Origin of the sequence: Vibrio sp. 397 (assembly GCF_033339395.1) — a bacterium.
Classification (GTDB): Bacteria; Pseudomonadota; Gammaproteobacteria; order Enterobacterales; family Vibrionaceae; genus Vibrio; species Vibrio alginolyticus.
The window spans coordinates 668,873-689,804 of record NZ_JAWOUN010000001.1; the positions used below are offsets into that span (position 1 = coordinate 668,873).

At 42.8% G+C, this 20,932-nt stretch carries 19 protein-coding genes and 1 riboswitch; of the genes, 10 read left to right on the top strand and 9 right to left on the bottom strand.

The window, feature by feature from the left end:
• Positions 1-33: 33 nt before the first annotated feature.
• Positions 34-819: an envelope biogenesis factor ElyC gene (gene elyC, locus R7P36_RS02995; protein ID WP_213899463.1), complete on the top strand. Its 786-nt coding sequence runs from the start codon at positions 34-36 to the stop codon at positions 817-819.
• A 71-nt stretch (positions 820-890) separates the two neighbouring features.
• Here the strand turns inward: elyC and torR are convergent, their stop codons facing one another.
• A complete protein-coding gene (gene torR, locus R7P36_RS03000) occupies positions 891-1,601 on the bottom strand; it encodes a two-component system response regulator TorR (protein ID WP_005378370.1) in 711 nt (236 codons plus the stop codon).
• Between the two features lie 266 nt (positions 1,602-1,867).
• On the opposite strand from torR, the gene torD reads away from it, so the two are divergent.
• The 5 genes from torD (at position 1,868) to R7P36_RS03025 (ending at position 6,215) form a co-directional block, all read left to right on the top strand.
• The gene (gene torD / locus R7P36_RS03005; protein ID WP_170890551.1) at positions 1,868-2,515 is read left to right on the top strand and encodes a molecular chaperone TorD; all 648 of its coding nucleotides are present in this window, start codon (positions 1,868-1,870) and stop codon (positions 2,513-2,515) included.
• A 468-nt stretch (positions 2,516-2,983) separates the two neighbouring features.
• Positions 2,984-3,988 (top strand): HTH-type transcriptional repressor PurR, encoded by a 1,005-nt coding sequence (purR, locus tag R7P36_RS03010; RefSeq protein ID WP_005378368.1) that lies wholly within the window; start codon positions 2,984-2,986, stop codon positions 3,986-3,988.
• A gap of 288 nt (positions 3,989-4,276) precedes the next feature.
• Positions 4,277-4,366: riboswitch (cyclic di-GMP riboswitch) on the top strand.
• A gap of 116 nt (positions 4,367-4,482) precedes the next feature.
• Positions 4,483-5,073 carry a TfoX/Sxy family DNA transformation protein gene (locus R7P36_RS03015; protein WP_005378367.1) on the top strand — a complete coding sequence of 197 codons (591 nt, stop codon included), beginning with the start codon at positions 4,483-4,485 and terminating at the stop codon, positions 5,071-5,073.
• Positions 5,074-5,187: 114 nt separating this feature from the next.
• Positions 5,188-5,874, top strand: a complete 687-nt coding sequence (locus R7P36_RS03020) for a TVP38/TMEM64 family protein (protein WP_053303236.1) — start codon at positions 5,188-5,190, stop codon at positions 5,872-5,874.
• A 20-nt stretch (positions 5,875-5,894) separates the two neighbouring features.
• Positions 5,895-6,215 carry a putative signal transducing protein gene (locus R7P36_RS03025; protein WP_132936540.1) on the top strand — a complete coding sequence of 107 codons (321 nt, stop codon included), beginning with the start codon at positions 5,895-5,897 and terminating at the stop codon, positions 6,213-6,215.
• Positions 6,216-6,246: 31 nt separating this feature from the next.
• Here the strand turns inward: R7P36_RS03025 and R7P36_RS03030 are convergent, their stop codons facing one another.
• The 4 genes from R7P36_RS03030 to topA form a co-directional block, all read right to left on the bottom strand.
• Positions 6,247-7,050, bottom strand: coding sequence for an alpha/beta fold hydrolase (locus tag R7P36_RS03030; RefSeq protein WP_017820032.1), 804 nt, complete (start codon positions 7,048-7,050; stop codon positions 6,247-6,249).
• Positions 7,051-7,159: 109 nt separating this feature from the next.
• Positions 7,160-8,617 (bottom strand): glycogen synthase GlgA, encoded by a 1,458-nt coding sequence (glgA, locus tag R7P36_RS03035; RefSeq protein WP_017820031.1) that lies wholly within the window; start codon positions 8,615-8,617, stop codon positions 7,160-7,162.
• Entirely contained in the window at positions 8,607-9,824 is a 1,218-nt protein-coding gene (glgC, locus tag R7P36_RS03040) for a glucose-1-phosphate adenylyltransferase (RefSeq protein ID WP_318122008.1), read from the bottom strand. The genes glgA and glgC overlap by 11 nt, the downstream gene beginning before the upstream one ends.
• 608 nt (positions 9,825-10,432) lie before the next feature.
• On the bottom strand, positions 10,433-13,063 hold the full coding sequence (topA, locus tag R7P36_RS03045) for a type I DNA topoisomerase (protein WP_005378351.1): 2,631 nt from the start codon (positions 13,061-13,063) through the stop codon (positions 10,433-10,435).
• Positions 13,064-13,497: 434 nt separating this feature from the next.
• Between topA and R7P36_RS03050 the strand changes: the two genes are divergently transcribed.
• Positions 13,498-13,746 (top strand): YciN family protein, encoded by a 249-nt coding sequence (locus R7P36_RS03050; protein ID WP_005387884.1) that lies wholly within the window; start codon positions 13,498-13,500, stop codon positions 13,744-13,746.
• A gap of 63 nt (positions 13,747-13,809) precedes the next feature.
• On the opposite strand, the gene aroA is transcribed toward R7P36_RS03050, so the two are convergent.
• Together aroA and R7P36_RS03060 are read right to left on the bottom strand one after the other, a co-directional pair.
• A complete protein-coding gene (gene aroA, locus R7P36_RS03055; RefSeq protein WP_005387883.1) occupies positions 13,810-15,090 on the bottom strand; it encodes a 3-phosphoshikimate 1-carboxyvinyltransferase in 1,281 nt (426 codons plus the stop codon).
• Between the two features lie 290 nt (positions 15,091-15,380).
• On the bottom strand, positions 15,381-15,857 hold the full coding sequence (locus R7P36_RS03060) for a glycine zipper 2TM domain-containing protein (RefSeq protein WP_005378348.1): 477 nt from the start codon (positions 15,855-15,857) through the stop codon (positions 15,381-15,383).
• A gap of 39 nt (positions 15,858-15,896) precedes the next feature.
• On the opposite strand from R7P36_RS03060, the gene aat reads away from it, so the two are divergent.
• From aat to infA, 3 genes are all read left to right on the top strand, one after another.
• Positions 15,897-16,604 carry a leucyl/phenylalanyl-tRNA--protein transferase gene (aat, locus tag R7P36_RS03065; protein WP_005387881.1) on the top strand — a complete coding sequence of 236 codons (708 nt, stop codon included), beginning with the start codon at positions 15,897-15,899 and terminating at the stop codon, positions 16,602-16,604.
• Positions 16,601-17,302: an arginyltransferase gene (locus R7P36_RS03070; protein WP_213899464.1), complete on the top strand. Its 702-nt coding sequence runs from the start codon at positions 16,601-16,603 to the stop codon at positions 17,300-17,302. The genes aat and R7P36_RS03070 overlap by 4 nt, the downstream gene beginning before the upstream one ends.
• Before the next feature lie 81 nt (positions 17,303-17,383).
• Entirely contained in the window at positions 17,384-17,602 is a 219-nt protein-coding gene (gene infA / locus R7P36_RS03075) for a translation initiation factor IF-1 (RefSeq protein ID WP_001040192.1), read from the top strand.
• Between the two features lie 133 nt (positions 17,603-17,735).
• On the opposite strand, the gene clpA is transcribed toward infA, so the two are convergent.
• Both clpA and clpS read right to left on the bottom strand, forming a co-directional pair.
• Positions 17,736-20,003 (bottom strand): ATP-dependent Clp protease ATP-binding subunit ClpA, encoded by a 2,268-nt coding sequence (gene clpA / locus R7P36_RS03080; RefSeq protein WP_005387879.1) that lies wholly within the window; start codon positions 20,001-20,003, stop codon positions 17,736-17,738.
• A gap of 50 nt (positions 20,004-20,053) precedes the next feature.
• Positions 20,054-20,374 carry an ATP-dependent Clp protease adapter ClpS gene (gene clpS / locus R7P36_RS03085; protein ID WP_005378419.1) on the bottom strand — a complete coding sequence of 107 codons (321 nt, stop codon included), beginning with the start codon at positions 20,372-20,374 and terminating at the stop codon, positions 20,054-20,056.
• Positions 20,375-20,932 lie beyond the last annotated feature (558 nt).

A 20,932-nucleotide genomic window follows, 5' to 3' on the forward strand; every position in this document is an offset into this window, starting at 1 on the left:
TTATCAATTGATGTTTTTTCGGACTATTTATGTATGTTTGAGCTGAAAAAAGTAGTGTCAGCCGTGCTTATGCCCCTTCCGGCATTGCTGCTGATAGGCTTGTTGGGTCTTGCTCTCATTAGTTTTACTACAAAACGTAAAACTGGCTGCTTCGTTGTTCTATTCTCTTTTGTTGGCATTTTTCTTGTTGCCTTCCAACCTGTTTCAACCAAGCTTCTTATGCCGTTAGAGCGAGAGCATAAAGCCTTTTTGCCAGTTTCTGGCACCATCGACTACGTGATGGTTTTAGGGAATGGTCATGTTATCGATGACGAAATTCCACCCACCTCGCAGTTAAGCCGTGCAGCATTAATGCGCTTAACTGAGGGCATTCGTATTTTAAGAATGTATCCAGGCGCGAAATTAATCTTATCCGGCTATGCTGGCGGATCTGAAATTAGCCACGCGCGAATGATGGCGAACGTTGCCCTTGCGTTGGGAGTCGCGAAATCCGATATCATTTTATTAGAAGATGCGAAAGATACGTGGGAAGAGGCGCGTCAAGCGGCTGCATTCGTTCAACAAAAGGAGATTGTGTTAGTCACTTCTGCGAGTCACATGAGCCGTGCATTGTATGAGTTCAACGCAGCAGGCATTAAACCAATCCCAGCCCCGACCAACTTCTTAGCTATTAGCGAGATAAGTCAACCTTGGGATAAATACTCACCTAAAGCGCGTTACTTAGAACAAACAGAGCTTTATTGGCATGAGTACTTGGGCAGTATTTGGCAAAGGTTGCGTGATACTGTCGGCCAAACACCAATGGTTGAAGCAAACTAGTATTATCTTGAAGCCACAAAAAAGGAGAGCCGAAGCTCTCCTTTTCTTTTTACGATTGAGTTATGTTCAAACTAGTCACCAGCAAACATATAGCCTTCGCCGTGCACCGTTACAAAAATCTGTGGGTTCTTAGGATCGAACTCCATTTTTGCGCGCATACGTCGAATAAGAACATCAATGGTGCGGTCATTCGGCGCATCCACTCGATGGCTGATCATGTTCAAAATACGCTCACGACTTAACACCTGGTTAGGGTAAGACGATAATGCCACCAAAAGTTCATACTCTGCTTTAGTTAGTTTTACTGGCTCACCGTTGCGGCTAAGTGCGCGACGTTGAATGTCGAATGTCCACTCCCCAAAGCGCACAATGTGCTCTTCACTGGTTTCATTCGCTTTCGAGCTGCCACTGCGCGCTGCTGAAATACGCCACAGCAAGTTTTTAACGCGAACTAACAGCTCTCTCAGTTCAAAAGGTTTTGTCACATAATCGTCAGCACCCATTTCTAGGCCTACGATTTTATCAATGCTATCCGTGCGTCCTGTTACTAATATGATACCAATATCCGATTGGCTACGTAACTCACGAGTAAGCATCAGGCCGTCTTCACCAGGCAGGTTAATATCCAGCATGATCAGGTCTACATCGCCCGCTTGCAAAACTTCACGCATTTCTGCGCCACTCTCTGCTTCGCTGACTTGGTAGCCCTCATTTTGGAAATATCCCGCAAGCTTACTACGAGTTACAACATCATCTTCTACGACTAATACGTGATAGCTCATTTACACCACTTTTCTGTCTTCTTATTATCCAAGACGTATTCTATTCATAACTAGTAACATTTCTAGTCATAGATACATTAAAACGCAAGATTTAGCGTTTTTATTGATTCAAAACAAGCTTGCCCATTGCTATTAATAAACGGTCATTTTTGACCATAAAACATAACAATTATAGTTACTGCTATTCATTTTAATTGATTACACTTAGGGGATATCCCTAATTGACTTTGTGATGCATGACTTGAAGCATCATTCAGGAGCCCAAAATGCAAGAAGTGAAAGCTTTTAATGAAAAACGCGCTGAAATTTACTGGTGGTTTTCGAGCTTGTTCGCAAAAGAACTAACAGAGAAAGAATTGGAAGCCTATCACAGTGTTGAAATTCGCAGTTTTCTCGCAGGTTTAGGTGAAAATGAGTCGCTAAAACCAGCCGTTGATAGCCTAGTTGATGCGCTGAATCGGTTACAAGATCGTGAAGATGCACAACTAGAGCTTGCAGCTGACTTTTGTGAACTGTTTTTGAAGACAGAAAAATACGGCGCTCTTCCTTACGCATCCATGTACATTGGTGAATCAGGTTTACTGAATGACAAGCCAGCTGAGGAAATGGAAAAGTTGATGGCTGAATTTGGCGTTCAAGTAGACGAAAACCTAAAGGAACCTGCGGATCACTTAGCCGTTGAGCTCGACTTTCTCGGGAACATGATTATCCGCTCAAACGAGCTTGAACAAGAAAAACACATGGAAGAAGCCTTCGTTAAACAAAACAACTTTATCCAGCAACAATTGATGTCTTGGTTACCTCAGTTTTCAGACAAATGTAAACAATTCGACGAATTTGGATTTTACTCGAGTGTCGCGAAACTATTAGTTGCATTTTGTAAGCTAGACAGCGCCTACCTTCTTGGTGAATAATTGCCGCCTATTTTTAGGGAGCCTGCCTATCGGGCTTCCTGTATGCCTGAAAGTGACCGATTGTAAGTAACTTGGGTATAATATTCGTTTGCCTTAACTTAGCGCAAAGACGCTTGGTTATTTAGCAGTCAAAATGTGACTTCAAATACACAAATCTCTTGCTGAAAACATTGCTAGTCAGTCCACATAGGGCTAAAATGTGAGCGCAAACGATTAAATATGATTTATATGTAAACCGCTGAAATATAGCGGTTTTTGTGTTTTCTTAACAGGTTGATGGCAATTTCTCATCAGATAGAAAAAAGATAAAATTCATCGACCGATGCTGCTACGCACCCTTTTGTCGCACTTGGATCAACCGCTGCCGAGACACTTAGCGCCAATTTTAGATTGCTAGGTGTGAAACCATTAGAGCATCAGGTACATCCAATACGACATATTTCAGTAGCTCGATACAGGACACCATTTATGGCCACGATAAAAGACGTTGCTCGCTTAGCCGGCGTTTCCACTACGACAGTTTCGCACGTTATCAATAAAACGCGTTTCGTTGCAGAAGCAACGCAAGAAAAAGTAATGAAAGCCGTTGACGAGCTAAATTACGCGCCAAGTGCCGTTGCACGCAGCCTAAAATGCAACTCAACTCGTACGATTGGCATGTTAGTAACTCAATCAACTAACCTATTTTTCTCAGAAGTGATTGATGGCGTTGAGAGCTACTGTTACCGCCAAGGCTATACTCTGATTTTATGTAACACAGGCGGGATTTACGAAAAACAACGCGATTACATTCGTATGCTGGCTGAAAAGCGCGTTGATGGCATCCTAGTGATGTGTTCTGACTTAACCGAAGAACTAAAAGAGATGCTTGACCGTCATGCGGACATTCCTAAAGTGGTCATGGATTGGGGCCCAGAGAGCTCACAAGCAGACAAGATCATGGATAACTCAGAAGAAGGTGGCTACATTGCAACCAAACATCTGATTGACAATGGCCATACGGATATCGCTTGTCTAAGCGGTCATTTTGAAAAGCTTGCTTGCCAAGAGCGCATTGCAGGTTTCCGTCGCGCAATGAGCGAAGCGAACCTAGCTGTAAATGAAGACTGGATCCTTGAAGGTAACTTTGAATGTGATACGGCCGTATTAGTTGCAGATAAAATTACCGCAATGGACAAGCGCCCGACGGCGGTATTCTGTTTTAACGACACAATGGCTCTAGGCCTAATGAGCCGCTTGCAACAAAACGGGATCAAAATTCCTGAAGATATTTCAGTGATCGGCTACGACAACATCGAGCTTGCAGAATACTTCTCTCCACCGCTAACGACTATCCACCAACCTAAACGTCGTGTTGGTAAAAATGCATTCGAAATTCTACTTGAGCGTATCAAAGATAAAGAACACGAAAAACGAATTTTCGAAATGCAACCTGAGCTTGTAATTCGAAATACTGTGAAAAAAATGAACTAAATTTTACTGTATTTAACCGTGTTAAATAAGCGCTCTACAGGGGCGCTTATTTTTTTTGGAAAAATTAAGCATTCTCTAATACTTCACACCGCTCTAATAACAATTGACTAACGTTAACTCCCTGTTTTATATAAATGTAATATATATTAAGAACTCCTTTTCAAAGGCCAATTTGCACCTTTCCATATGCAAAATAGAGCATTCAATCTATCATTTTTATTGAACCAAAATCACATTTTTAACGCTAAACCGTGATGTTAATTCAATATAAGAAGTATGCTCATTGTGTCACGCACAGGGCAAACCATTCGAAAGAGTGGGACGCAAAGCCTCCGGCCTGAACCATATTACGATATGGAAGGTAGCGGGGTTACCGATGGCAAGTGTGTAAGCAATGACTTTACTCTGTAATGACATTGTTTTTACGCATGTTTGCTACTCTCTCGGACCTGACTTTTGGTGGCGTAATATTAATTACACCGAGATAACAAAACATGGATAAACCGATACTCAAAGACTCTATGAAGCTATTTGAGGCACTTGGTAATATCAAGTCGCGCTCAATGTTTGGTGGCTTCGGACTATTCGCTGATGAAACAATGTTTGCACTAGTGGTAAACAATCAGCTTCATATCAGAGCAGACCAAAAAACTTCATCTGACTTCGAGAAACAAGGGCTAAAGCCTTACGTTTATAAAAAACGTGGCTTCCCAGTCGTTACAAAGTACTACGCTATTTCCAGCGATTTATGGGAATCAAGCGAACGCTTAATCGAAGTAGCGAATCAATCATTGAAAAAGGCAAAGCTTGAGAAAGAACAGCAAGCAAGTACAAAGCCTAACCGTTTGAAAGATTTGCCTAACTTACGACTGGCTACCGAGCGCATGCTAAAAAAAGCCGGCATCGAATCCGTAGAGAAGCTTGAAGAGGAAGGTGCGCTTAACGCCTATAAAGCGATAAGAGATACGCACTCTGCAACCGTCAACATTGAGTTGCTATGGGCACTAGAAGGTGCTATCAACGGCACTCATTGGAGTGTGGTACCTCAAGCTCGCCGAGATGAGTTGATGAACGGCCTCCAATAAAAGTCGGCCTAAAAACTATCTTGTAAAACCGCAGTCTAATCTGCGGTTTTTTTGTGAAATTTTTTCGGTTTTCCTACTGTCTTATTACATATATCCCAAATTGGAATCAAAATTATGAATAAGAAACTGATATTAGGTCTCATCCTACTAGCGGCTATCGTCTTTTTAGGTATTAACTTTGGCCAGTATTTAACCTTAGAGAATGCAAAAGCCCAACAAGAAGCACTAACTACATATATCGATCAGAATTTTGTATTCTCGGCTGCGATTTACTTTTTTACCTACATTGCAATTACCGCTTTTTCTATCCCAGGAGCGGCAGTAGTCACCTTACTTGGTGCAGCCTTATTTGGTTTTTGGACAAGCTTGCTACTTGTTTCTTTCGCTAGCACTATGGGGGCAACACTGGCCTTCTTGAGCAGCCGATACTTATTGCGTGACTGGGTACAAAACAAATTCGGAAATAAACTCAACGCAATTAATCAAGGTGTCGAAAAAGACGGAGCTTTTTATCTATTTTCCTTGCGTCTAATCCCTGTATTCCCTTTCTTTCTAATCAACTTACTGATGGGCTTAACACCGATGTCTATAGGTAGATTTTATCTCACTAGCCAAATAGGTATGCTGCCAGGCACAGCCGTATATCTGAATGCAGGTACTCAATTAGCAACAATTGAAAGCCTATCGGGCATTGTTTCACCCGCAGTATTAGCGTCTTTTGCGCTATTGGGACTATTTCCAATCATCACTAAATGGGTTATGAATAAAGTAAGGCCGACACCAAGTCAGCAAAACTCGTAATTGGTGAAGTGGGTATTTTGATGAAAATATTTATCGCTAAAAACCCAGCAGAAGCACACATTGTATGTGAGCTGCTTAAAGTGGAAGAAATTTACTGTGAAGTTCGTGGAGAAGGTATTTTCGGCTTAAAAGGAGAACTGCCGTTTGGTGATGATACCGATCCTTATGTGTGGCTTTTTGACACGGCACAAAAGATGAAAGCTGAAGAAATAGTAAAAGCATATCGAAAACAATCCGATAGGCATGAGTATCAAGATTGGCAATGCCCAAAATGTCATGAAATAAACGAAGGGCAATTTGGTGCATGTTGGCAATGTGGATATCAACTAGGAGAGCTATAGCGGCTCTCCTATTCAGTGGATGTACTCAGTTCTAAGCACATACAGCTTGCTGTTTAATAAACTCGATGGAGTGTTGATTGAAGTCTTCTGGACGCTCTACATTGCATACATGACCACAATTCGGGATTTCTCGTAGAATGCTGAGTTTATGTGCTGCAACCATTTCTTTGACAGGTTTAATAAACATGTAATCCCTGTCGCCCATTAAGTAGAGAGTCGGAATGGGTAACTCTCGATCTTTAAAATATTTCATTAACGGATTTACATCAGCAGCAAGAATAAACCAACGTTTAAATTCTTTTTGGCAAAGCTTCTTGGCTTCGCGAATAAAAAGGTGGCGAGATTCTCGTTGGCTTCTTTGAGGCATAACAATATAAGCGAACAGTTTGTAGAGCCACATGTACGGTAGGATATGCTTACAAAAATTACCTAATTTCACTAATATCTGAGAACGAGTGTTAAGCCTTGTGACAGCACCGCCGAGCACCATCGAACGTACGCGCTCTGATGACAATTCAGCAAGGTTTCGAACAATAATAGTACCAAGCGACATACCGACAAAATGAGCGGATTGGATCTTTAAATGGTCCAATACTTTCAAAATATCTTGGGTAACTTCCGTAAAGGTATAACGACTAGCAATGAGCTCTTTAAGTAACTGATTTGACTTTCCATGACCTCTTAAATCGATCAGCAATAAGTTAAAGTGTTGCTTGTAAGCTTTAATTTGCTTGAACCAGATAGAAGAGCTACCACCAGCACCGTGCACAAATACAACCCACTCATTACTAGTAGGGTGCAAATAGGTTTTATGAAAAAGTAGCGGCTGGGTCATATTGAGTATCAAAAAGATCGTGCTATTGAGTAAAAAGCCATCCTACCACACTCCCCTTACTCAAGATAATAAAGGCACCTCATTCGGTGCCTTTCGTTACAATTTTAAGTCAAACTAACGCTGAGTGGTAAAGCTGCAAATAAGATTCTGCGGCCTTTTGCCAACAAAAGTCTTGTTGCATCGCGTGCAACTGTACTTTATTCACTTCAGGCTCGTTTTGAGCGTAGAGCAACAGTGCCCTTAGCATCGTTAACAACAATGCCTGCGGTGTCGGTTCGAAAAAAACAAACCCCGTTGCTTCAGATGGGTTTACATCATAATCGCTAACGCTGTCCTTTAAGCCACCAACACCGCGTACTATCGGTAATGTCCCATAAGCCATACTATAGATTTGGTTTAAGCCACATGGTTCAAACTCAGAAGGCATCAAGAAGAAATCAGAACCAGCTTCAACGATATGCGCAAGTTCATTGTCATACGCTTCTACAAAGGCAAATTTGCTAGAAAACTGCGCGGCAACCTCTCGTAACTGAGCGGCAAGAACAGGGTCTCCGGTCCCAACGACAACTAGCTGAACATCGTGCTTCAAAAAATCGGCCAAAGCAGGCAACAAGTAATGAACGCCTTTCTGCTGGGTCAACCGACAAACCATACCGAACATAGCTACATTTTTTTCGGGCAAATTTAGTCGTTGTTGTAATGCTTTTTTACAAGCTTTCTTCCCTTGCGACATACTTTGCTGGTCGGCGCAGTAATTAACCGGCAAGTAGGTATCAGTTTCCGGATTCCAAGCGCTGTAATCACAACCATTCAAGATGCCGACTAAGTCCTGCGCACGTTGCTGAAACTCCCAAGCCATGCCGTGACTGCCAAGCTCTGTTTTTAGTTCCTCTGCGTACGTAGGGCTAACCGCGTTTATCTTATCTGCATTCATTACACCAGCTTTAAGCATCGTAATATGCGTTGCACTCACCGCAGCATCGGGAACGTTTCTACAATGAAACTCTGGCAAACACTGCACGTCTTCATAACTAAATACGCCTTTAAAGACCGCATTGTGAATTGAAATGACGCTTTTAGTATGAGCAAAAAACGGATCATTGCCATACCTGTGCTTGAGCAAAAATGGAACAAGACCTGTGTGCCAATCGTTCGCGTGTATGATATTAGGTTGAAAGGCGAGCTTGGGTAACATATCGAGACATGCTGCACTAAAAAACGCAAAGCGCTCGCCGTTATCAGTATACGCTTGGTTGTTCTCCGCATACATTGATGGTCGATTGAAATACGGCGGACAATCAATCAGGTAAACAGGATTTTGACCTAACATGAGCCGCAAAACTCGATACTCCGTATGCGGCCATGATGTTAATTCTGTTTCTAATACAACTTCTGCGTCTGCGAGTTTATCAATACTGCTGTACGCAGGGATGGTAATTCTTACGTCTTGCTGTAGGTTTTGAAGGGCTTCCGGTAGTGCCTTGGCAACATCTGCCAAGCCACCACTTTTAATGAGGCCTTCAACCTCAGAAGCTACAAACAGAATAGATAAGTTGTTAGTAGCCAACTCGAGCTCCTTTCGGAATAACAACAATGCCCTCCTCAGACACGTGGAAGTGTTTTTTATCTTCTTGAAGATTCACACCAATCTGAGCACCAGGAGCAATATCGGCATCCTTGTCGACAATCACACGACGTAAAACACAGCCTTCGCCAATTTTTACGTCACCAAGAAGTATACATTCGCTGATATCGCAAGCAGAAGCAATATTACTGCGAAAACCAAGCACCGACTTTTCGATTCTTGAGCCTCTAACATAGCTGCCATTACACACTAAACTATCGATTATCTGCACACGACCATTATCAGAGTCGGTAAATGTCGCAGGTGGCAATGGTGGGTAGTAGGTGTGCAATGGCCATTTACGGTTGTACAGCGAAAATGGTGCATCTTTTTCTAGCAGATCCATATGCGCTTGCCAGTACGCATCAATAGTTCCGACATCACGCCAGTACACCTCTTCTTTTTCGCCACTGATTTTGTTGGTACTGAAGTCATACACGAACACATCACCTCTAGGGAAAATCTTTGGAATGATGTCCTTTCCAAAATCATGTGATGAAGCTTCATTATCCGCATCTTCGACCAACTCTGAGAACAGTACCTGAGCTTCAAAAACATAGTTACCCATTGAAACTAAAGCGTAATCTGGGTCCCCAGGAATCGATTTCGGATTTGCTGGTTTTTCTTCAAAGCCAATCATACGACCTTCGCTATCCACTTCGATAACCCCAAATTGCGACGCCTCTTTTAGTGGCATGCGCAATGCAGATACCGTCAGAGAAGCCTTCTTTTCTGAGTGGAAGTTCAGCATTTGTTTGATATCCATCTTGTAGATATGGTCAGAGCCAAAAATACAAACTTGCTCTGGTTCCTCTAATTCCATAAAACGCAGGTTTTGATAGATCGCGTCCGCCGTCCCTTCGTACCAACGTTTACCAGTACGCATTTGAGCGGGAATAGGATCGATAAAGCGGTCTGTAATGCCGTTGATGTTCCACCCCTTTTTTAAGTGATGGAATAAAGATTGAGATTTAAATTGGGTTAGGACGTAAATGCGCATCAGATCCGCATTAACAAAATTGTTTAGAGCAAAATCGATCAATCGATAACTACCACCAAACGGTACCGAAGGTTTACTGCGAGATTCCGTTAAAGGTCTCAAACGAGAGCCTTCACCGCCAGCAAGAATCATTCCCAAAACACCAGCCATTTGTTGTTCTCCATATCGTTATAGCTTGGATTTGGTACTCGCTTGAATGAGTCATACTCGGGGAGTCAAGCGAATACATTTAGCAACCGTCTCTGAGTTTCTGTGAACTCTTACAACACGGATAAAAAAGCTACGGCACTTCCAGTATGCAACGTCCACTCTTTCCTTATTTTTTGACGCAAACAATGCACACAGTTGCACTAATTTTTGTAATAAATTATCTAAGCGGGTTCTAAATTACAATTTTTAATACGCCATTCTGTGTACCATACAGCTCTTGCGTACTCAAGACGATATCTAGATCACACATGGAAAAGCAAACGATTACATTGTGAAAACAATTTACGAACGGATTCACTACACCGCCGATTTTTTAGCCCAATGTATAACAAATATGTGAATGCAAAATGAAAGTTACAACGAATATTTTTTACATAAAAAATACATCAGCGACTACGAAATATTGATACTGGGATCTTCTCGCGTCAGCAAAACTCAGTCAAAGCAGCAAAGATCTATACGAACAACACAGTGGCCTTTACGCAAAAACAAAACGCAAAAAAGGCAGCGATATCGCTGCCTTTTTACATTACTTAGATCGTACGTTTTTATGCTTTCGCTTTTTTACGCTTATCAGTGACTTCCCACTTACCGTCAACAAAGAGCGCTGTCCAACCAGATGGTTTGCCATTCTCTTCCGAACGAACGTAGTTCTCTTTTGTTTTACGGCTAAAGCGTACAACAGCAGGACGACCATCAGGATCTTCTTGCGGCGCAGTTGCTAGGTATTTGAACTTCTCAGGTAAACGCTCTTCAAAACGCGCCAGTTCAGCAACCAAAGGAGCACGTGTCTCGCGCGATTTAGGGAAGTTGCTTGCCGCCATAAATAGCCCCGAAGCACCATCACGAAGCACAAAATACGCATCTGAGTTTTCACAAGGTAACTCAGGAAAATGAACAGGATCTTCTTTCGGTGGCGCGACTTCGCCATTCTTAAGAATCTTACGAGTGTTCTTACACGTTTCGCTCGTACAATCCATGTATTTACCAAAGCGACCGTTCTTAAGCACCATATCAGAGCCACATTTGTCACATTCAACAACTGGACCATCGTAGCCTTTTACTTTGAACTCGCCGTATTCAACAAGGTAGCCTTCACAGTTCGGGTTATTACCACAAACATGCATCTTACGCTTGTCATCAATCAGGTATGCGTCCATCGCTGTTTCACAGATCGGACAACGCTTTTTAGCACGAAGAGCTGCGGTTTCAACGTCTTCTTCTAGAACGTTAATAATACCTTCTTCGTCACCCAAGTTGATGGTTGTCTTACAACGCTCTTTTGGTGGTAACGCGTAACCTGAACAGCCTAAGAACACACCTGTCGAAGCAGTACGGATGCCCATTGGACGGCTACACGTCGGACACTCGATATCCGTCATGACAATGTGATTTAACTTCATACCGCCTTCTGACTCATCTAGCTCCGCTTTTTCAAGATCGCCAGTAAAATCAGCAAAGAAGTTGTCTAACACAGCTTTCCAGTTCACTTCACCTTCAGCGATTTGGTCCAATTTCTGTTCCATACGCGCAGTAAAGTCGTAGTTCATCAAATCGTTAAAGCTGTCATCAAGGCGGTCAGTAACAATTTCACCCATTTTTTCAGCGTAGAAACGGCGCTGATCAACTTTCACGTAGCCACGATCTTGAATCGTAGAAATGATCGATGCGTAAGTCGACGGACGACCAATGCCTCGTTTCTCCAGCTCTTTAACCAGTGCTGCTTCAGTGTAGCGCGCAGGTGGCTTTGTAAAGTGCTGTTTAGGGTCAAGTGACTCTAAGCTTAGCTTATCGCCAAGTTGTACCGCTGGAAGGATTGTATCCTCGTTTTTGCCCATTGGACGCTGTACACGAGTCCAGCCGTCAAATTTAAGGATACGGCCTTTCGCTTTAAGCGTGTATTCTGCCGCTTTTACGCTAATGGTTGTTGAATCGTATTCTGCTGGCGTCATTTGACACGCTACAAACTGATTCCAAATCAAAGCGTAAAGTTTGTGCGCATCAGCATCGACACCTTGCAGGTCTTCCGCCTTAACACCCACATTTGAAGGACGGATCGCTTCGTGCGCTTCCTGTGCTCCTTCTTTGCTACCGTACGTCAATGGTTTCGCTGGTAGGTACTTATCACCAAACTCAGAACCAATAAAGTCACGTACAGCGTCCACAGCCTCGGCACTTAGGTTAGTCGAGTCAGTACGCATATAAGTGATGTAACCGGCCTCATAGAGGCGCTGAGCTAGCATCATGGTCTTTTTCACGCCGTAGCCCAGACGTGTACTTGCTGCCTGTTGAAGCGTAGAGGTGATGTAAGGTGCTGAGGGCTTGCTCTTTGTAGGGCGGTCTTCACGCTTACATACTTCGTAACTTGCATTCTCAAGTACAGACATCGCTGCTTTGGTTTCTGCCTCATTAACTGGCTTAAACGCAGAACCGTCTTTCTGAGCAACAAGCAGTTTAAAGTCCGCTTTGTCTTTCGTTTTCGTATTCGCATGAATGTCCCAGAATTCTTCTGGTACAAACGCGTTAATCTCACGCTCGCGCTCAACTAACAGTTTCACCGCAACAGACTGCACGCGACCAGCAGATAAACCACGAGCCACTTTTTTCCAAAGTAAAGGTGAAACCATAAAACCAACGACACGGTCCATGAAGCGACGTGCTTGTTGGGCATTTACACCATCCATGTTCAGCTCGCCAGGTGTCTGGAAAGCTTGTTGGATCGCGTTTTTCGTAATTTCGTTAAAAACTACACGTTTGTATCGCTCTTCATCGCCACCGATGATCTCACGAAGGTGCCATGCGATTGCTTCCCCTTCGCGGTCCAAATCGGTTGCGAGATAAACGCAATCTGCGTCTTTGGCGAGTTTTTGTAGTTCGTTGACAACTTTTTCTTTGCCTGGAAGGATTTGGTAATTCGCTTCCCAGTCATGATATGGGTTAATCCCCATCTTTTTGATCAACGCTTTGCGGTCTTTCTCTTTTTTAACGCGCGCTTTCTCTTCCGGACTCATCCCTTTAGTTGAGATGGCTGCGGCTTTTTTCTCACCAGTGCTTTGACCGGCCGTAGGCAGATCACGCACATGACCAACACTAGACTTAACAATAAAGTCTTTACCAAGGTACTTATTTATCGTCTTTGCCTTGGCTGGTGACTCCACTATAACGAGTGATTTACCCATAACTGACTCTAACGTCCTTCATAATAATGCGGGTAGAAACCTTGTTTAAAGGCCACCCGCATAATGTTCTATTTCATTGCTTCTTTTTTTACTATTGTGCGAGATGAAAAGAAGATCAACTGCTTTTTTGAAATTCAGATCCGATTGGTTGACAATTCATCGTCTTTATACTTCAAAGAGACAGGGTTCTGAAAGGTATTGAGCGGCATATCTAAACAGGCAAACTTAGCATCCGCTAATCCAATGCAATAAATTTTGTTACCCATCACAAAATAGTTTGGTTCAATGCTCTGCCATCTTCCTCCGCATCATGCTTATACTCTAAAAATTGATCTGTTTAGTCTTACTGAACGATTGACTGAATTAATCATGCAAACCCATTTTAGTTGTAGGTATACTCAGCGTTCTTAACTGAATAGGATGGTAGAAAGAATATGTCTGATAGAACGTTTATCGAAGAGTTCGACCTTCTTTTGATCGCTAACCAAATCATCCAAGAGCACGATGATTACATCGAGGGGATGCGAGCAACAAGCGTAGAAGAAAAAGAAGGTGTTTTAGTTTTTAAAGGTGAATACTTCCTTGATGACAAAGGTTTACCAACTTCAAATACGACTGCAGTATTCAATATGTTCAAATACTTAGCGCATCACCTTTCTAAGGAATTTACGCTGGTTAAATAGTATTGGGAAACAAAAAAGCCAGAGTGTTATCCACTCTGGCTTTCCTGTTTTAGGTCAGAATATTTAGCAACTTAAAGCCTTAAGTTTGTCGAAGTAGTCAGGGAACGTTTTCGACGTACACTTTGGATCGTTAATCGTCACAGGCGTATCACTAAGTGCCACCAGCGAAAAACACATCGCCATACGATGATCATCGTAAGTATCAATCGCTGCATGCTTTAACTGAGAAACAGGTTTGACGATGATGTAGTCTTCCCCTTCTTCCACTTCCGCACCAACTTTACGTAACTCAGTCGCCATAGCTGACAAACGGTCTGTTTCTTTTACACGCCAGTTATAAACGTTACGAATAGCGGTAGTGCCTTCGGCAAATAACGCTGTTGTCGCGATGGTCATTGCAGCATCAGGGATATGGTTGTAATCCATATCAATGCCTTTTAATTGACCAACACGTGAAATTACGTAGTCATCACCCCATTCAATTTCTGCACCCATTTTTTCAAGCGCATCAGCAAATTGAATATCACCTTGAATGCTGTTTTTACCGATACCCGTTACTTTAACTTCTCCACCTTTGATGGCTGCCGCCGCCAAGAAGTAAGAAGCAGAAGACGCGTCACCTTCAACCAAGAAATCACCTGGAGCGATGTATTGCTGACCGGCTGGAATCACAAACTCTTGATAGTCGTTGTTGATCACATCGACCCCAAACTGCTTCATAATATGCAGGGTGATATCGATATAAGGCTTAGAAACCAAATCGCCTTCGATGTTGATGCGAATTTCACCTTCAGCCAATGGCGCAGACATTAAGAAAGCGGTCAAGAACTGACTTGAAATGGACCCATCGATAGAAACTGTACCTGCTTTTAGGCCAGTACCAATTATTTTGAGAGGTGGAAAGTTCTCGTTTTCCATGTACTCAACGTTCGCACCAGCATCTTTCAGTGCCGTGACAAGGTGACCAATTGGACGCTCTTTCATACGAGGTTCGCCCGTCAGTACATACTCCCCTTCTCCAAGACAAAGAGCCGCAGCTAATGGTCGCATCGCAGTGCCAGCATTGCCGAGAAATAATTCTACTGGTTCTGAGACAGAAAACGGACGCCCAAGGCCTTCAACGAGACATTCTGTTTTATCTTCGGAAAGTTGGTATTGAACGCCTAGTTTAGTCAGCGCATTCAGCATATGACGAATATCATCACTGTCGAGGAGATTAGTAAGGCGAGTTCTGCCTTTAGCAAGAGCAGCAAGTAAAAGAGCTCGATTAGAAACGCTTTTAGAGCCAGGAAGGTTCACTTCCCCTTGAATTTTATTGATAGGTTGTAACGTTAGGCTTTCCATTAAAAGTTGATAATCCTTTGTGCCCTCAACATACGATTTTTTATGAGGGCTAAACAATTCTTCGTGAATTCAGACTACCCAAAAAAACACGACAAAACCAGAGTAAATCGGCGCTAATTTATGAATATCCTCAAGCAGCCTAAAGATACAGAATTAAAGGCATTGCCAGCGATGTAAATAAGAGCGAAAGAAGTACGGCGAAACAGCAAACTATTTCGACTTTATTTGACGATAAGCCAGCCCGACTGTACATGCCTGATTAAGCTTCGTTAGGCTAAAACAACCTAGGGTTAATAAGTGATATCAACCCTGACTCCATCATCAAAATATAAGATACGAACTTCATCCCCTCGACTAAATAACATATTTTTATCAACATCTTGGATGACATTAATTAGCTTATCACCCTTCACTTTGATGAGTAGCTCAACTAACTTATATTCAACCGTGTATTGGTAATTACTTTGGTTTTGAGCAACTGCGGCACCTGCAAGCGCACCCACTGCCGTCGCGACTTCTCTTCCCGTACCGCCACCAAATTGATTACCGACTAAACCACCGATAGTGGCACCAAGTAGTGTCTTCCAACCGTTACTTTTCGATTGAACAACCTCTTGTTGAGTAATATAACGGACAGAGTCAATCTTCCCGTAAACTACTTCATTAACTGGCTTGGCAACATTTCTTTCATAGGCTGCGTTGGCGACAAGTGGTAAAAACAGTATGATCCCAAGCCATACTTTTACGATATTTCTTAACCAGGTCATCATAAACTCCTCTGACTCCAATGTTGGTAACGACTTCTTATGGCTATTTATTTAACTGAACTCGATGAAACGTTCAACTTTCCCTCACCCTATAAAGCACTCAGCGACCCCAATGGTTTGCTGGCTTTTGGTGGTGACTTAAACCCCATGAGAATCCTCAATGGTTACTATCAAGGCATTTTCCCTTGGTATGGTCCTGGTGAACCTATTTTATGGTGGAGCCCTTCTCCGCGCGCTGTGTTTGACCCATTGCAGTTTAAGCCATCTAAAAGTCTCAAAAAATTTCAGCGTAAACATAACTATAAAGTAACACTCAATTTCGCGACAGAAGAAGTGATTAGACTATGTTCTTCAACACGCCCTGCAGAGGAAACATGGCTCAACGAGGAAATGCAAGCTTCCTACATTGAGTTAGCCAAACTTGGTCACTGTCACTCTGTAGAAGTATGGCATGACAACAACCTGATTGGCGGACTATATGGCATCTGCGTGGGCCAACTTTTTTGCGGGGAGTCGATGTTTAGCCTAAAAGATAACGCATCCAAAATTGCATTGTGGTACTTATGCAACCATTTGGCGTCAAAGCAAGGTCAATTAATCGATTGCCAAGTTATGAATTCTCACTTGGCATCACTTGGCGCATTTGAACTTGAGCGTGACGAATTTATGCAAAAACTACTATCTTTAAGAGAAAAGCAAACACTATTTGATGCCTATCAGCCCCAAGTTTTGCAGGATTCAGTATGAGTACGGATATACAACATATTCGAATAGGGTTGACGAATAATCACCCTTGTAGTTATTTGCCTGAACGGCAAGAGCGGGTTGCGGTGGCGCTTGATGAAAGGCTGCATACTGAAGAAAATTACCAGTTGCTCATGGCTAACGGTTTTCGTCGTAGCGGAGATACCATATATAAACCGCATTGCGAGCATTGCACCGCTTGCCAGCCAATTCGAGTCTCGATTCCAGACGTTAGACTATCAAAAAGTCAGAAGAGGCTGCTTAATAAAGCACTGTCTTTACGCTGGGAAATGAAACCTGAAATGGATGAGGAATGGTTTGAGCTTTACAGTCGGTACATCTGCAAACGGCATAAAAACGGCACTATGTACCCACCAAAGCGTGATGAGTTTGCTCGATTTGCTCAAACCAGCTGGCTGACAACGTCGTTTTTACACATTTACGATGAATCAGATCAATTGCTCGCCATAGCAGTGACAGATTTGATGCCACAATGCTCGAGTGCTTTTTATACTTTCTTTGACCCTGACTACGAGTTATCTCTTGGGACATTAGCGGTGCTTTATCAAATTAAATACTGCCAAGAAAACAAACAACAGTGGCTATATTTGGGATATCAGATTGATGAGAGCCCAGCAATGAGCTACAAAACACGCTTTCAACGCCACCAAAGGCTAGTAAATCAGCGTTGGCGAGGGTAGAATACGCCTCAACTTTACATAATTACTATTTAGCGGCAGAATATAGCCCGCTAATATTGCCTAATTTCTAAAGAGGATTAAATGGCTAAAGAAGACGTAATCGAGATGCAAGGCACAGTCCTTGACACTCTACCAAACACTATGTTCCGTGTTGAACTTGAAAACGGTCACGTTGTGACTGCTCACATCTCTGGCAAGATGCGTAAGAACTACATCCGTATCCTAACGGGTGACAAAGTAACTGTAGAGATGACTCCATACGACCTGTCAAAAGGCCGCATCGTCTTCCGCGCTCGTTAATCTCTGATTTTCGGATGCAATAAAAAACGGAGCAAGCTGCTCCGTTTTTTATTGCACAATTTTTTCCGATTTAGTTCAGATAACAAAGCGCACGATCTTCTCGTGCGCTTTTGCGTTTGTTACCGACTAACGATTAATGCATCGCTGTCTCTTTCTCACTTAAGTATTCAAACTCAAGCGTATCGTTGACCAGCGTTACTTTCACTGTACCGCCGTCAACTAAAGATCCAAACAACAGTTCGTTAGCCAAAGGCTTCTTAAGCTGTTCTTGGATAACACGCCCCATTGGGCGAGCCCCCATAGCTTTGTCATAACCTTTATGTGCTAACCAATGGCGAGCGTCTTGAGATACTTCCATTGAAACGCCTCTCGCATCAAGTTGCACTTGCAGTTCAACAATGAACTTATCAACCACTTGATGGATAACGCTTTCATCAAGGCTGTTAAACCAGATGATGTTATCAAGACGGTTACGGAACTCAGGAGTAAACACCTTCTTAATTTCCGCCATTGCATCGTGACTGTTGTCTTGTTGAATCAAACCAATTGATTTCTTCTCGGTTTCCGCCACACCTGCGTTAGTTGTCATAACAAGAATGACATTACGGAAGTCTGCTTTGCGACCATTGTTGTCCGTTAGCGTACCGTTATCCATGACTTGCAACAACAGGTTAAAGATATCAGGGTGCGCTTTTTCAATCTCATCAAGTAATACGACTGAGTGTGGGTGCTTAATAACAGCATCGGTTAGCAAACCACCTTGGTCATAACCGACATAACCAGGAGGCGCACCAATTAAGCGACTTACGGAGTGACGCTCACCATACTCAGACATATCAAAACGAAGTAGCTCGATACCTAGAAGCTTAGATAACTGCACCGTCACCTCTGTTTTACCAACCCCTGTTGGGCCTGCAAACAAGAATGAACCAACAGGTTTGTTGTCTACACCTAAACCTGCACGTGTCAGCTTAATCGCCTCGGACAATGCATCAATCGCATTATCTTGACCAAATACCAACATCTTCATTTTGCTATCTAAGTTTTTCAAAATGTCTTTATCTGAAGAAGAAACCGACTTCTCTGGAATTCGCGCCATTTTGGCAACCATTGATTCGATATCAGCCACTCCGACCGTTTTTTTACGACGGCTTGCAGGAGCAAGACGACTACGCGCACCAGCTTCATCAATGACATCAATAGCCTTATCTGGTAGATGGCGTTCATTAATGTATTTAGCCGACAGTTCTACCGCGGCACGCAGTGCTTTATTGGTATAACGTACTTCATGGTGAGCTTCGTACTTCGGCTTCAAGCCCATCAAGATTTTAGTTGTATCATCCAATGAAGGCTCTACAACGTCTATCTTTTGGAAACGGCGAGACAACGCACGCTCTTTCTCGAAAATGTTGCTGTATTCTTGGTATGTCGTCGAACCAATACAACGCAACTTACCGCTACTTAAAAGAGGCTTAATAAGATTTGCTGCATCGACTTGACCACCAGATGCCGCGCCTGCACCGATGATGGTATGTATTTCATCGATGAACAAAATGGCATCCTCTTCTTTTTCAAGTTGTTTCAAAATCGCCTTGAAGCGCTTTTCAAAATCACCGCGATATTTGGTACCAGCGAGCAAAGAGCCAATATCTAGTGAATAAATCACGCTGTTTTGAATAACCTCAGGGACCTGCCCTTCGACAATTCTCCATGCAAGACCTTCCGCAATAGCTGTTTTACCAACCCCTGCCTCACCCACTAGTAGTGGATTATTCTTGCGGCGTCGACAAAGCACCTGAATAGTGCGCTCTAACTCTTTATCACGTCCAATGAGTGGGTCGATGTTTCCATCTTTAGCGACTTGATTAAGATTCGTCGCAAAGCTTTCTAGGCGTTCTTCAGAATTAGGCTCTTCAACACTTTCTGAGCTAAACGAGTCTGATGATGAATCCTCACCTGCACCTGATGCTTTAGTAATACCGTGGGAGATGAAGTTAACAATATCTAATCGGGAGATGTCATTTTTCTTCAGTAGGTAAGCGGCATGCGACTCTTGCTCACTGAAGATAGCAACAAGCACGTTGGCGCCTGTTACTTCATTACGACCAGACGACTGTACATGAAAGACGGCGCGTTGTAGTACACGTTGAAAACTCAAAGTCGGCTGCGTTTCACGCGTCTCATCACTATCTGGGATAAGAGGCGTAGTTTGATCGATGAAAATATCGAGTTCGTTGCGTAAAGCGTCAAGATCCGCCTTACAAGCTAGCAGGGCTTCCTTAGCTGCATCATTTTCCAACAATGCAAGTAGGAGGTGTTCGACAGTCATAAACTCGTGGCGTTTGTCGCGCGCCCGAGCAAATGCACCGTTAAGGCTTGACTCTAGTTCTTTATTTAGCATAAGTACCTCCCGAAAAAACAACTGGGGTTGTTCGAGCAAGTCTTCTTTGTTTACGCTTGCTCCATAGTGCAAAGTAGCGGATGTTCATTTTCCCTTGCGTACATCGTAACTTGCGCTACTTTTGTTTCGGCAATTTCTGCGCTGTATGTGCCGCAAATTGCCTTTCCTTCATAGTGGACCTGAAGCATGATTTGAGTTGCTTTATCAATATCATGTGAGAAAAATCGCTCAAGCACCTCTATGACGAAATCCATAGGTGTATAGTCATCATTATTGAGTACGACATTGTACAGCTTAGGAGGCTGGACTTTCGTACTTTCTCGCTCCAGAAGATCAGAGTCCGGAGTGACCCATTCAAAATTTTTACTCATGGCAATCTAAAGATATCGTATCAAAGGGTTGATGTTTTCGACCTATAAAAACAATCTACCACAAGCGTGCAGCGCGGTGTAGTGAGTTATGGCACCGAATTCGATCTTTGATCGATAAAAGTTGCTACCTAATATAGAGACTAATGCACGTCTTGATACGGCGCAAATAAAAGATGCTTGTCGATAAGTTACACATTTTTTCTTATAAAAGAACTTTCTATTTATTGCTTTCGGACTATTGCAAACCACCCCATCATCTTCTATCTGGATCACACTTCCTCATTGAGAATACGGTAATTATCACGAAAACTTCATTTTTTATTCAGTCAGAGGATTCTTCTCCCATAGGCAACACGGACAGTATGGCTTTTTCAGTATGAGCCACCTCATAGTCAAATTGACTAAACTTCTGCGTATATACGAAAAACTGTTTGCAAATTTGTTAATCTCAAAAGTGATTTGTTTTCAATTATGTTTCTGTTTGTTGCTCACTGCTATTGACTGTCGAAATTCATTGACTACAGTGGAAAGTGTCGATGCATAAATCATCATTTTGAA